The 13749-nt window shown below is 55.8% G+C and carries 8 protein-coding genes; all 8 read right to left on the reverse strand.

From position 1 onward, the window contains the following. Positions 1-196: 196 nt before the first annotated feature. The 8 genes from dnaK to H8527_RS03705 all read right to left on the reverse strand — a co-directional run bounded on the left by dnaK (position 197) and on the right by H8527_RS03705 (position 13658). Positions 197-2110, reverse strand: a complete 1914-nt coding sequence (dnaK, locus tag H8527_RS03670; RefSeq protein ID WP_187545702.1) for a molecular chaperone DnaK — start codon at positions 2108-2110, stop codon at positions 197-199. A gap of 1064 nt (positions 2111-3174) precedes the next feature. Further along, positions 3175-4644, reverse strand: coding sequence for a glycoside hydrolase family 57 protein (locus tag H8527_RS03675; RefSeq protein ID WP_187545704.1), 1470 nt, complete (start codon positions 4642-4644; stop codon positions 3175-3177). 54 nt (positions 4645-4698) lie between these two features. After that, complete coding sequence (locus H8527_RS03680) at positions 4699-5985, reverse strand: glycosyltransferase family 4 protein (protein ID WP_187545706.1); 1287 nt, start codon at positions 5983-5985, stop codon at positions 4699-4701. Positions 5986-6063: 78 nt separating this feature from the next. Further along, entirely contained in the window at positions 6064-8022 is a 1959-nt protein-coding gene (locus tag H8527_RS03685) for a glycogen debranching enzyme N-terminal domain-containing protein (RefSeq protein WP_187545886.1), read from the reverse strand. A 457-nt stretch (positions 8023-8479) separates the two neighbouring features. Beyond that, positions 8480-9673: a pyridoxal phosphate-dependent aminotransferase gene (locus H8527_RS03690; RefSeq protein WP_187545708.1), complete on the reverse strand. Its 1194-nt coding sequence runs from the start codon at positions 9671-9673 to the stop codon at positions 8480-8482. 33 nt (positions 9674-9706) lie between these two features. After that, positions 9707-10426 carry a Bax inhibitor-1/YccA family protein gene (locus tag H8527_RS03695; protein ID WP_187545709.1) on the reverse strand — a complete coding sequence of 240 codons (720 nt, stop codon included), beginning with the start codon at positions 10424-10426 and terminating at the stop codon, positions 9707-9709. 28 nt (positions 10427-10454) lie between these two features. Further along, positions 10455-11669 (reverse strand): bifunctional 3,4-dihydroxy-2-butanone-4-phosphate synthase/GTP cyclohydrolase II, encoded by a 1215-nt coding sequence (locus H8527_RS03700; RefSeq protein ID WP_187545711.1) that lies wholly within the window; start codon positions 11667-11669, stop codon positions 10455-10457. Between the two features lie 12 nt (positions 11670-11681). After that, on the reverse strand, positions 11682-13658 hold the full coding sequence (locus H8527_RS03705) for an LptF/LptG family permease (RefSeq protein ID WP_255498508.1): 1977 nt from the start codon (positions 13656-13658) through the stop codon (positions 11682-11684). Between the last annotated feature and the right edge of the window lie 91 nt (positions 13659-13749).

Raw genomic sequence — 13749 nt, forward strand, 5'->3', positions numbered from 1 at the left:
TCTTGTGCCGTTTTGAAGTTTACCGAACAGCAATAATTTCAAGTTATCAGTGTCCACCTACTTCTCCCCTCCTTATCACGAGTACATTTCATCATTAAGGCTGAAATCAAAAGCAATTGGTATAAAGACAAAAAATCCCAGTAACTTATGAGGTTACTGGAATTTCCTTATTTTCAATCAGTGTGGGTGAGCACCTTTATTTCACTTCCTCAAAATCGGCATCTTGGATGTCTTCCTTACCGTTTTGGTTAGGTTGAGCACCTTGGTTGAAGCCACCTTGTTGGAAGCCTTCGGCACCGGGTTGGGCACCGGGAGCACCACCTTGTTGGTACATCTTACCGACAGCGGTGTTGAGTTCGGACGTGGCAGCATCGATGGCTGCAAGGTCTTGTGCCTTGTGGGCATCTTTGAGCTTGCCGAGAGCGGTTTCCACTTCGCCTTTGACATCGGCAGGGAGCTTGTCGCCGTTTTCCTTGAGCATATTCTCCGTTTGGAAAATCATACTGTCGGCTTGGTTGATTTTTTGGATGCGATCAGCTTCGGCCTTGTCGGCTTCGGCGTTGGCTTCGGCTTCGGCCTTCATGCGGTCGATGTCTTCCTTAGAAAGGTTGGAGGACGCTTCGATGCGGATGCTCTGTTCCTTGCCCGTGGCCTTGTCCTTAGCGCTCACGTTGAGGATACCGTTGGCGTCAATGTCGAAAGTCACCTCAATCTGAGGAACACCACGCTGTGCGGGAGCAATGCCGGCGAGGTTGAAGCGGCCGATGCTCTTGTTTTGAGCTGCCATCGTGCGCTCACCTTGGAGGACGTGGATGGTCACTTCGGGCTGGTTGTCTTCGGCCGTGGAGAAGACCTGACTGCGCTTGCAGGGGATGGTGGTGTTGGCTTCAACGAGTTTGGTCATCACGCCGCCGAGGGTTTCGATACCCATCGAGAGGGGCGTTACGTCGAGGAGGACGATGTCGCTCACACCGCTTTCCTTGTTGAGGATGGCACCTTGGATGGCAGCACCCACAGCCACCACTTCATCGGGGTTCACACCCTTGGAGGGAGCTTTGCCAAAGAAGTTCTGCACGAGTTCTTGAACGGCGGGGATACGGCTCGAACCACCCACGAGGATCACTTCGTCGATTTCGTTCTTGTCAAGGCCGGCATCGCGGAGGGCGTTCTGGCAGGGCACGAGGCAAGCCTGGATGAGTCCGTGTGCGAGCTGTTCGAACTTGGCGCGGGTGAGGGTCTTCACAAGGTGCTTGGGCACACCACCCACGGGCATGATGTAGGGGAGGTTGATTTCCGTAGAAGCCGAACTGGAGAGTTCGATTTTTGCCTTTTCGGCAGCTTCTTTCAAGCGTTGCATAGCCATGGGGTCGGCTTTGAGGTCGGCACCCTCATCGTTCTTAAATTCTTCGACGAGCCAGTCGATGATCACTTGGTCGAAGTCGTCACCACCGAGGTGGGTGTCGCCGTTGGTGGAGAGCACTTCAAACACACCGCCGCCAAATTCGAGGATAGAAATATCAAACGTACCGCCACCGAGGTCGAACACGGCAATCTTCATGTCCTTGTTGGCCTTGTCTACGCCATAAGCGAGAGCAGCTGCCGTAGGTTCGTTGACGATGCGCTTCACTTCAAGTCCGGCAATCTGACCGGCTTCCTTGGTGGCTTGGCGCTGCGAGTCGGAGAAGTAGGCCGGCACGGTGATGACAGCTTCCGTCACTTCTTGGCCGAGGTAGTCTTCGGCGGTCTTCTTCATCTTCTGAAGCACCATGGCCGAGATTTCCTGAGGCGTGTAGTTGCGGCCGTCGATGGCCACGCGGGGGAGTCCGCCATCGTTCACCACCTTATAAGGCACGCGACCGATTTCTTTGTCTACTTGTTGGAAGGTTTCACCCATGAAGCGCTTGATGGAGTACACCGTGCGTTCGGGGTTGGTGATGGCTTGGCGCTTGGCGGGGTCGCCCACTTTACGCTCGCCGTCGCCGACGAAAGCCACGATAGAAGGTGTGGTGCGCTTGCCTTCGCTGTTGGCGATAACAACAGGTTCGCTACCTTCAAAAACAGATACGCAAGAATTTGTCGTACCGAGGTCAATACCAATAATCTTTCCCATAATCTTTTTTATTTATTTGTTTTGTTATTATTCTGGTTGTTTGTATGCCTCGTCTGAGGCGTTGTTGCCCCTTTCTTTGCAAGGCGCGTGCCAAAAGGAAAACGCGCGCCGTTCGTCTGCCACGGCTGACAGAACGGCAGAAATGTACTGCGGATTTCTGCCAAAGGCAAAATCAGATGAAGTCCTCGCGCACGTATACTCTACATAGTGCGTGTTTTTTGCCTTCACTGCCTTCACCTTCAACATAAAATCCAGTGAAACAATGGTTTGCGGGTGAAGGCAAATACCTTCACCTGATGGGCTATTCGTTGGAAATCAAGGAAGATGGGAGATTTTAGAAATCGGCTGATATTGAGCAGATTGAACTGCCGCGGTGAAGGCAGTGAAGGCAAAATGCAAGAACACTGTGTAGCGTTGCGCGCGCGAGGGTAGCGATGCGTGCCGATGCCTCCTCCGGCAGCGACCGGCCATTTGCTCAGAGGTAGATGAAACTACATCAGAAGTAGGAAAAACTACCTCTGAGAAAAATAAAACTACATCAGAGAAAAATAAAACCACCTCTGAGGGAAGTACGCAATTCCTGACGAGTCGGCACGCACGTCATGCCCATCTCCGGGGCCCAATATGTTAAAGTCGTGTTAAAACAGGAGGTCGGTGGCTGAAATGAAGAGCGAGATGTCTATATACAGATAAGAGGGTATTCAAAAGCCATCATACGTATGATGTCATCGGGCTGACCTTCAGCCAGCTTCTCTGCAGGGACAGCTCTACCCCACGAGAACGTGGGGTTACTCAAAGGTGTCGCTTTCAGCGACAAGAGATGGTAAACCGCTCAATTTTTCGACAGATTGTCTTTGTTCATCAGTCGTGTAGCCCACTACCCCCCCTCTTCGCAAAGACGAGCTGACGAAAAGGTGAAACAAATCTCATATCAATTCACGCTGAACACCGACTTACCCATAGAGGGCTTTGCCATCGGAGTTGGCCGGTGCAGACGCAACTGTGCCGAAACGGACAGCACGGGGAGTCCATTTCGGCACAGATAGAGATAGAGAGGCAGAGCTTTATTTCTTAGAGGCAGCCGCCTTCTTGGGTTTAGAGGTCGATGTAGCTTTGGGAGCTGCAGCCTTGGCAGGAGCCGATTTCTTCACAACCGGTGCTTTCGTGGAAGCTGCTTTCTTCGGCGCGGCTTTTTTGGCCGGTGCGGTTTCGGTGGTTTTCTCCTTTTCGGAGTCAGGCGAGAGACGGCTGAGGAGGTTTTTGAGCTTTTCGATTTCCTTGTCCTTCATCGCCAATTCGTCCCCCTGGTTTTTGATGGTGGTGAGGAGCGAATTGAGTTCGTCGTTTTCAATCTCAAGCGGGTAGAGGTTGTTGACGCGAGTGATGAAGTCGCCGAGGATGTTCATGTAGTTGGTGAAGGCATCGTAGGGCGAGGAGTAGATGCCGCGGTAGCCACCATAGCTGTTGGCTTTGGTAGAGATGAAGCGTAGGTTGTTGGAGGCTTGGAGGTAGTCCCAGTCCTGCATGAGCTTCTTGTCGCGGGCAATGCGCACGCGATCGGCCACGGAATAGAGTTTGTTGAGCGCCTCTTGCTGCATCACGTTGCCCAGCCAGGGGGAGAGGTCGCGCTCCTCGTCCACCCACGTGGTGGGATACTCCACATCGAGCGGAGCGACGGAGGGGATGTTGTCGCAAATCTCCGAAGGGGTTGAGAAGGTGATGCCCCGCTGCTTCAGTTGTTCGGGTAGCGCCTTGAAGAACTCAAGGATGTTGCTCGACAGCGGCTGGAACATGCCCAGAGCGCAGAGCTCCATAAAGAGGTTCACCACGGGTTCGTCGGCGGGCGTCTCGGCAATCCAGTTGGCATAAGTTTCGGCAAAGAGGGGATATTCGCTCCACGAACTGTCGTTGAAACGGTAGCTGATGTCCTCAGAGAGGGAGGGGTCGCGCAGCAACAATTTAAGTTTGGGATTGCGGTTGCAGTGGTAGATGAAGTGTGGCGACTTCCAGCCCAATGAGTGTTTTGCCCCTTCGGCCAGCATGCCTTTGAAACCCATATCGGCCACCAACTGCCCGATTTCGTCGGAGTACATCAGGCAGGAGTTGCGGAATACTTTGGGTTCTTTGCCAAATAGGCTCTTGATTTTTTTGGAAAGGCGCTTCACCTCATCGACGAAGCATTCGGGGCTCTTGATGGAGGAGAAGCCGTGGCTGTAAGGTTCGGCCAAAAAATCGACACAGCCCGTCTGGTTGAGCTGGTCGAGAAGTTCGAGCACCTCGGGGCTGTACTGTTCCAGCAATTCGATGGCCGTGCCGGAGAGGGAGAAGGCGCACTTAAAATAGTCGCCGTAGCGGTGGGCCATCTCGATGAGGGCATTGAGGGCGGGGATGTAGCTGTTCTCGGCCGTCTCGGTGATGGAACGCTCGTTTTCGTAGTCGTCGTAATAGTAGTGGTCGGTGCCGATGTCGAAGAAACGATAGCGCTTGAGGTGGATGTTTTGGTGGATTTCGAAATATAGACAAACGGTTTTCATATGGAGTCGATGTTTGGAAGATGGATGAAAGCAAAAGATGAACAGCAGCGAGGGTCAGCGGCGATAGAAATTGGCGATGGTCTCATCGTAGCAGCGGCGGATGCGGTGTCCCACTTTCTCCCACGTGATGGCATCGACCTCCTTCTTGCCCTCCTCTTGGAGATAGCGATAGAGGCCCTCGTTGGTGCAGATGGAGTACATGGCATCGGCCATGGCCTCAATGTCCCAATAGTCGGTTTTGATACATTTGTCCAGGATTTCAGCGCAACCGCTCTGGTAGGAAATGATGGACGGCACGCCGCACTGCATGGCCTCGAGCGGGGAGATGCCGAAAGGTTCCGAGACGGAGGGCATGACGTAGACGTCGGAGTCGCGGAAGATCTCGTACACCTGCCTGCCTTTCATGAAACCAGGGAAGTGAAAACGGTCGGCGATGCCGCGCTGTGCTGCGAGGTCGATCATGGCTTCCATCATATCGCCCGAACCCGCAAAGCAGAAGCGGATGTTTCGTGTGCGTTTGAGTACGATAGCAGCGGCTTCGACAAAGTATTCCGGACCTTTCTGCATCGTGATGCGACCGAGGAAAGTGACCACTCTTTCCTTGCGCTCTTCGAGCGGCCGACGTTGGGCGATGATGGCTCGGATGTCGGGGTCGAGGGGATAGACGGCGTTGTGCATGGCCACGCACTTGGCCGGGTCTTGGTGGTAGTGGTTGATGACGGTTTGGCGCGTGAGTTCGGAGACGCACATGATGCAGTCGGCATGGTCCATACCATCCTTTTCGATGCCATAGACGGTGGGGTTGACCTGCCCACGGGAGCGGTCGAAGTCGGTGGCATGGACGTGGATGACGAGCGGTTTTCCACTCACCTGCTTGGCGTGGATGCCGGCGGGATAAGTGAGCCAGTCGTGGGCGTGGATGATGTCGTATTGCTGTTGTCGGGCAATGACCCCGGCCACGATGGAGTAGTTGTTGATTTCTTCTTGAAGGTTTTGCGGATAGGTGCCGGAGAACTCGATGCAGCCCAGGTCGTTGACCGTGCGGTAGGAGAAGTCGGCATAGATGTGGTCGCGCAGGGCATAGTATTGTTCGGGCGACATCTTTGTGCCGAGCCGCTCTTTGAGGTAGTTGTAGTCGACATCGCGCCACACGATGGGGGTTTCGCTCAGCCCGATGATGTTCATGAAACTCTTGTCCTCATCGCCCCAAGGCTTGGGGATGCAGAAGGTGATGTCCATGTCCGGTTGTTGTGCCAGCCCGGCCGTGATGCCATAGGAAGCTGTGCCCAATCCACCGAGGATGTGTGGGGGAAACTCCCATCCAAACATGAGTACTTTCATAGGAGATGTGTTTATTTTGAGTCGGGTCGTGAAGGAAGGGTCCGTGGGGTTCGGTGCTTCCTCACGAGAGGGAGGGGGTTAATCTTCGGTGTTTTGTTTTTCAAGCAGGCGGATGGCATGGAGGATACCTGCCACGTTCATGGCAAAGGAGATGGCACCGCGACCCGAGAAGCGGGGGTTGCCATCGAAGAGTTCGGGGATGGTGCCGATGCAGTGGTAGTAGAGTTCTTCCTCAAATCCGATGAGCTGCCGCTCGATGTAGTTGACACCGCTCATCTTGTAGACGCGCAGGTAGGCTTCGAGATAGAAGCCCATCAGCCACGGCCAGGCAGTGCCTTGGTGGTAAGCGTAGTCGCGCTGTTCCTGTCGTCCCACGTAGTAAGGATTGTAGCCTCCGCTCTTGGGCGAAAGCGAACGGATGCCTTTCGGAGTTTTGAGTTCTCGGGTGACGATGTCGAGCACGGCCTTGCGCTCTTTGAGCGTGAGGGGAGAGTATTCGAGGGCGATGGCAAGAAGTTGGTTGGGGCGGACGTGATAGTCGCGGTTGTTGCCATCGACATAGTCCAGCAGGTAGCCATACTCGTTGAGGAAGGTCTGACGGAAGGATTGCTCAAAGAGTTTGCATTCCTCCTCGATGCGCTCGGCCACCACCAAGTTGGACTTCTCTCCGCTGTCGATGAGCATGTCGCGGAAGAAGCATTTGGCATTGTAGTAGAGCGCGTTGAACTCGACGATGTAGCCCGAACGCGGAATGATGGGGCGGCCATAGGCTTGGGAGTTCATCCAAGTGATGGCTTTGTCGCGGCCGTTGCTGTAGAGCAGTCCGTTGCTGTGAACGAATAGGTTGGGGTGCTTCCCCTCGAAGATGAACGACATCATCTTGCGCAACAGGTCGCCATACTTCTCAAAGCATTGCCGACGACCGACGTATTGGGCATATTGTTGGAGGCAATAGATGGCCCAAAGCAGGGTGTCGGGTTGATCCATCTCGTAGATGCCCACGCGGGCGGGCTGTTCGTCCATGAAGTCGTTGAGCGCTTTGGCAGCGGTCTCCATGTATTTCTCAAACTGCGCCGTCTCGCCGATGGCCAGTGTCAAGCCGGGCATGGCGATGAAAGTGTCGCGTGCCCGAGGCTTGAACCAAGGATATCCGGCCACGATGTATTCCTCGCCTTTGAGTTGTTGGCGGAACTGGTGGGCAGCGTTGACCAAGCAGTGATAGAAAGAGTCGCGAGGGTCGTGTTTTTCGATTTCCTCGTCCAGGATGGGCTGGAAGGTGTCGCAAGCGCGCGCCCCTGTGGAGGCGGTGAAGATAATGCTTTCGCCCGGACGGATAGGCATCTCAAAGTAGCCTGGCACGAGGAGGTCTTCCGTCTCTCCATAGCCGCGTTCGCGCTCTTTGGGATAGTCCAAACCACGATACCAGTTGGGCTGGTGGTGATAGGCGCTTTCGGCAGAGTCGAGTTGCATGAAAAGGTCGGGGTAGCCTTCATAGAGGCGCATGCGGATGCCGTTTTCAACGGTGTCGTAGCTGGTGTCGGCCAGTCCGTTTTCGTGCGTCCACTGCCGCACACTGCGGAACGCCAGATAGGGGCGCAGGCGGAGCGTGGTGGGCGAGTGGGCTTCGAGCAGGGTGTAGCGTACAAAGAGGCGGTCGCGCTCGCTGCGGAACATCATCTCCTTCTTCAGCAGGACGCCGCCGATGCGATAGATCCACGTGGGCACTTTCTCCCACTCAAAACTCTGAATGTATTTGTGTCCCTTCGGGCTATAGTTGTCGCCGACATATTTGTGCAACCCTAAGTTGAACTCGGCACCATGCTGGATGATGGTCTCGTCGAGCGAAGAGAGCAGCACGTGGTTTTCATCGTCCAGGTTTTCCACGGGCACCACCAGCAACCCGTGGTACTTGCGGATGTTGCAACCCACAAGGGTTGAGGAACAATATGCCCCCGACTTGTTGGTGAGCAAGAACTCCTTAGCGATGGCGTCTTGCAAGTTGGTCATTTGCGTTTTGTCGAATTTCAGAAAAGACATAGACTTAATGGAGGGGATAAGGTGAATGAACAAGTGGTCGGCGCCTCGTGCAATGGTGCCCATCGCTGCCGAAAGCGCTTTGGTTTTCACCTCCAAAGTTAAGTAAAAAAAAGAACGTAAGCGTGTTTTCCGAACAAAAAATGCGCTTTTTCTTTGATTTTTCAATCTCCATGCATCAAAACCACCTCAAAATCCCCTTTTTGTAGTGTTTTTTTGCTCATTTCCACTAAAACTGAAAATCCGACTTTACAAAGAAAGCGGTTTGGTCACTATACAACGAGGGCGCATCGGGATGGATGCGCCCTCGTTGTTGGATGATAAGTAGGTCTTCAATATCAATCTGTAGCTGTCTTCATCGTAAGATGTTCTCTACTTTGATATCCTCTTCGTTTCCCTCTTCCGCGATCTCGCCTTTACTCATCGGTCTGTACCCGTTAGAGAGAAGAAAGGTGAGGCATCAATCGTGCAGACGGGCACAAGCGGCCTTGATGCGCTGCATGGCCTCAACGATGTTTTCATCGCTCGTGGCATAGCTCAAACGATAGCAGTCGGGGTCACCGAAGGAAGCGCCACCCACACCGGCCACATGTGCAGCTTCGAGCAGATAGAGTGCAAAGTCGTTGGAGTCGTGGATCGTGGTGGTGCCATCGGTCTTGCCGAAGAAACTGGAAATCTTCGGGAAGAGATAGAACGCGCCATCGGGGTTGTTGACTTCGAAACCGGGAATTTCACGTGCCAAGCGCACAATCAGTTCTTTGCGGCGCTCGAAGGCCAGACGCATCTCCTCGACAGGAGTTTGGTCGGCAGCGAAAGCAAAGGCCGCCGCCTTTTGTGAAATGGAGCAAGGGCCGGAGGTGTACTGACCTTGGAGCTTGGAAATGCCTTTGGCCAACGCCAACGGAGCGGCTACGAAACCAATGCGCCATCCGGTCATGGCATAAGCCTTAGAAACGCCGTTGATGACGGCACAGCGGTCCTTCATCCCGGGGCAGGCGGCTATCGAGGCATGGGCACCAACGTAGTTGATGTGCTCATAGATTTCGTCGGCGATGACCACGATGTCGGGATAGCGGCGCAACACTTCGGCCAAACCTTCCATCTCCTCGGCCGAATAGACGGCGCCGGTGGGGTTGGAGGGAGAACAGAGGATGAGGGCACGTGTGCGGGGGGTGATGGCGGCTTCGAGCTGGGCAGGCGTCATCTTGAAATCTTGCTCAATGGGAGCAGACACGAACACCGGTTTGCCATCGGCCAGCAGCACCATGTCGGGATAGCTCACCCAATAGGGGGCGGGGATGATGACTTCATCACCGGGGTTGATGAGCGCCAAGAGGGTGTTGCACACGGCTTGCTTTGCGCCATTGCCCACCACGATTTGTGCAGGCGTATATTCGAGGCCGTTTTCGCAACGCAGTTTTTCGCAGATGGCTTCGCGCAGGTCGAGGTAACCGGGCACGGGGCTGTAGCGCGACCAGTTGTCGTCGATGGCCTGTTTGGCCGCTGTCTTAATAGCATCGGGCGTGTTGAAGTCGGGTTCGCCCACACTCATATTGATGATGTCGACACCTTGCGCTTTGAGTTCGGCACTCTTCTGCGACATGGCCAGTGTGGCCGATGTGGCCAGGCGGTTGATGCGTTCTGAAAGTTGCATGAGATGAAAGGTTTGGAGGTAAAAGAATAGTTACTATCGGCGGTTGCCCAAGAAGCGGAGCAGATAGAGGAAGAGGTTGATGAAGTCGAGGTAGAGGCTGAGACTGCCCAAGAGGGCGAGCTTCATGACGGTTTCGTCGCGACGGTCGCCAAACTGCACGAGCATATTCTTGATCTTCTGCGTGTCGTAGGCGGTGAGTCCCGAGAAGATGACAACGCCGGCATAGTTGCAAATCATGGCCACGCCGCTGTTGTGGAAGAAAGCATTGGCCACGGTGGCGATGATCAGACCGATGAGCGCCATATAGAAGAAGCGTCCGATGGCCGAAAGGTCGCGCTTCACAAGAAAACCGATGACGGCCATAGCGCCAAAGGTGCCGGCGGTGACAAAGAAAGTTTGGGCGATCGACTCGGCGGTGTAGGCCAGGAAAAGGCTCGAAAGCGTGACGCCGTTGAGCAGGGCGTAGACGACAAACACGATGCCGGCCGTGGCAAACGACATCGACATGATGCGTGCCGAGAGGTAAATCACCATACCGAGTTCGGCAAGTATGAGCATCCAGAAGATGGCGCGGTTGGCAAAGATGGCATAGACGATTTGCGGCTGCGTGGCGATGGTCATAGCGGTCAGGCCGGTCACGGCCAAGGCGAGTGCCATCCAGATGTAGACGCTGCGCATGAGGGAGGGGAAGGAGAGGCTGCGGTCGCGGCCGGGCGAAACGTAGCTGCGGTTGTAGTTGTCTTGTGGGAGCATAAGTGTAGGAGTTGGGGAGGGTTAGGGATTATTTCTGAAAGTGAAGGTTGTGCGACATTCGTTCCTTTTTGGTGCGGAGGTAGCGTTCGTTGTAGGGCGTGGGGGTGATCTCCATCGGCACGTTTTCGACGATTTCGAGGCCGTAGGCTTCCAAGCCGACCCGCTTCACGGGGTTGTTGGTGATGAGGCGGATTTTGGTGATACCGAGGCTGCGCAGGATTTGTGCACCCACGCCGTAGTCGCGCTCGTCGGGGTCGTAGCCCAGGTGGACGTTGGCATCGACCGTGTCATAGCCTTCCTCTTGGAGCTTATAGGCGGCCATCTTGGCCATGAGACCGATGCCGCGCCCTTCTTGGTTGAGGTAGAGGACAACGCCCTTGCCCTCCTTTTCGATGAGCTCCATCGAGCGGTGCAGTTGTGCCCCGCAGTCGCAACGCTGCGAACCGAAGATGTCGCCGGTCATGCAACTGGAATGCACGCGCACCAACACCGGTTCACCGGGTTGCCAGTCGCCCTTGAAGAGAACGATGTGTTCCTTGCCGTCGCTCTTCTGGCGGAAGGGGATGAGGCGGAAGTTACCGTGGTCGGTGGGCATAGACACTTCTTCGCCGCGCTCCACGAGGCTTTCTTCCTTCAAGCGGTAGGCGATGAGGTCCTTGATGGTGATGATGTTCAAACCTTCGCGCTTGGCAAACTCGATGAGCTGCGGCATACGCGCCATCGTACCGTCTTCGTTGAGGATTTCAATCAGACAGGCCACGGGTTGCAATCCCGACATACGTGCCAAATCGACAGCAGCTTCGGTGTGGCCGGCGCGGGCCAACACGCCGCGGTCTTGAGCATAGAGGGGGTTGATGTGGCCGGGGCGGCCGAACCACTCGGGGCGCGCATCGGGGTCAGCCATGGCGCGCACGGTGGCCGCACGGTCGTGGGTCGAAACGCCGGTGGTGCACCCTTTGAGCAAATCGATGGTGACGGTGAAGGGGGTGCCGAGCACCGAGGTGTTGCTCTGCACCTGGTGCTCCAAGCCGAGCCGGCGGCAGCGCTCTTTGGAAAGCGGAGCGCACAGCACGCCGCGGCCGTAGCGGAGCATGTAGTTGATTTTTTCGGGAGTGATGAGTTCGGCGGCGGTGATGAGGTCGCCTTCGTTTTCGCGGTCTTCATCATCGACCACAACCACGAACTTCCCTTGACGGAAGTCTTCGAGGGCTTGTTCTATGGTGGCGAGTTGGAGTTGTTCCATAATGCTATGTTCTTATTGGAGGTTTGACGGATTAGCGAGGAGAGATTCGAGACGTTCGCAGCACTTGACCACCTGCCGCAGGTCGGTGAAGAGGCGGAGGCGGAAGCGCCAGATGCGCACCCACAGCAGCAGGCCGAGGGGGAAGATCACACCGAACGTCCAGTTGTAGCGTTTGCGGACAAAGGGCGTGGTGTGGGCGTGGGCGTAGATGGTGGGGATGTCGTTGAGCACGGCCAGTACCTGCGGGCTGCGGGTGTTGGCGAGGTCGCCCACCACGGCTTCGATGTCGTTGCTCAGTTGTTCCATCCGCTCGTCGGGGCGGGTGCGGAAGAAGATGCGGAAGTAGCCGGGCGCCAGCAGCAGACGCTTCTCCTTGTTGTAGGCGGTGGCGGCGGCACGAATGTGTCGGAGTCGGCGGAGGTCGGCGGCGTAGTCGGGGGCTTCGATGATGACCTCCTTGCGGAAAAGGTTGCGCTTGGTGCGCAATCCGAGCAGACGGCGGAGCAGGGCAAGGTAGGCATCGAGGTTGAAGACGGTGGAGTCGCGGTTGGCCATGTAGGTCAGATAGGCACCGGCCGGAGCGAGGACAAAGGTGGAGAGCCACATACCCACGAACATGTTGAGCGTACCGGCGCGGGCCGACTTCATGCTGGAGATGTTGATGACGTAGTAGATGATAAAGATGGCCACCGACACCACCGTGGGCATCCCCAGGCCGCCCTTGCGGATGATGGCGCCGAGCGGTGCACCGATGAAGAAGAAGAGGAGGCAGGCCAGCGAAAGCGTGATCTTCTGGTGCCATTCAATCCAGTGGAGGCGGATGTAATGTTCCTGACTTTGCACCGTCTCGCTCTGCCAGTCGAGCTCGGCCGACAGCGTCTGCAAGCGGGCGGAGGCCTGTTGTCGGGCGGCTTGCAGGCGATCCTTGGGGGTCTTTTTGATGACCTCGTCGATGCTGAACGGATGCTTCCGGAAGTCCTTGACGGCGCGCAGAGAGTCGGCCTTGGTCCAAGAGGCAGCGGCGGCGAAGTTCTGCCGCTGGAGCGTTTCTTTGAAATAGCTCAACGCGGTGGAGTCGAGCACGTGGTTCATCGAGTCGACGTCGTGGACAATCTCGCCCATGTTCTTGGCCTGCGGCATCGACCCGAGCTGGTCGGCATCGAGTTGGGTGAAGTTGGAGTCGAAGTCGATGAGGATCTGCTTGTAGGCAAAGGTTTCGCGGTCGTAGGGCTCGCTCTGTGGGTCGAACACATTGCCGGCATTGTCGGCTTTGAGGCTTTGAAACTGTTCGCCGGCCCAGAGGGTGAGGCGGAGGTGGAGCTTGTCGGCCGTCATTTCGAGGCGGGCGGAGTCGGCCAGCACGATTTGTGCGCGGTCGAAACCTTGGTCGGTCTTGTAGATAATGGTGTGGTAGAGCATCCCCGTTTGGGCGTTCTTCCGCTCCACGTAGATGTTGGTATTGGGGATACCGTTGTAGAAGACGCCCTCGGGGATTTGCACCGCCGGCTGCGAGATTTTGATGGACGTGGCCAGTGTGCCGAGCCCCTTTTGGGCATCGGGCGAAACGGTGTTTTGGAAGTAGAACGACACGCCCATGAGCGGCACCACCACGCAGAAGATGGGCGCCATGATGCGCACCAGCGGCACGCCCGCGGCCTTCATGGAGAGGAGTTCGAGGTTTTCGCCCATGTTGCCGAAGGTGATGAGCGCGGCCAGCAGGATGGCCAGGGGCAGGGCGGTGGGCACGAGGGTGATGCCCATGTACCAGAAGAACTGCCCCAGGATGTCGAGGGTGAGCCCTTTGCCGACCAAATCGTTGATCCAACGCCAGGTGAACTGCATCATGAAGACGAACAGACAAATGAAGAAAGCCCCCACAAAGAGTTGTAGGAACTTGCCCAGGATGAAGGAATCGAGACGTTTGATTTTGATCATAGACGGCGCATCGCGGCGGTGGCAGCAGTCCACCATTAAATATATGCGGAGCAAATTTACGACTTTTTTTTCATCTATCCGCCCTCCCGGCTCTAATTTGCGCTTCCGGCAGCGGTGGGGCGGTGTGTGGGTGCGTGGCCGAAGA

The organism is Alloprevotella sp. Lung230 (assembly GCF_014385435.1).
Classification (GTDB): domain Bacteria; phylum Bacteroidota; class Bacteroidia; order Bacteroidales; family Bacteroidaceae; genus Alloprevotella.

Bases quoted from the DNA above. Each gene is read 5' to 3' on its own strand.
- H8527_RS03690 (WP_187545708.1), bottom strand. From the start codon at position 9,673: ATGCAACTTTCAGAACGCATCAACCGCCTGGCCACATCGGCCACACTG.
- H8527_RS03695 (WP_187545709.1), bottom strand. From the start codon at position 10,426: ATGCTCCCACAAGACAACTACAACCGCAGCTACGTTTCGCCCGGCCGC.
- dnaK (WP_187545702.1), bottom strand. From the start codon at position 2,110: ATGGGAAAGATTATTGGTATTGACCTCGGTACGACAAATTCTTGCGTA.
- H8527_RS03675 (WP_187545704.1), bottom strand. From the start codon at position 4,644: ATGAAAACCGTTTGTCTATATTTCGAAATCCACCAAAACATCCACCTC.
- H8527_RS03680 (WP_187545706.1), bottom strand. From the start codon at position 5,985: ATGAAAGTACTCATGTTTGGATGGGAGTTTCCCCCACACATCCTCGGT.
- H8527_RS03700 (WP_187545711.1), bottom strand. From the start codon at position 11,669: ATGGAACAACTCCAACTCGCCACCATAGAACAAGCCCTCGAAGACTTC.
- H8527_RS03685 (WP_187545886.1), bottom strand. From the start codon at position 8,022: ATGTCTTTTCTGAAATTCGACAAAACGCAAATGACCAACTTGCAAGAC.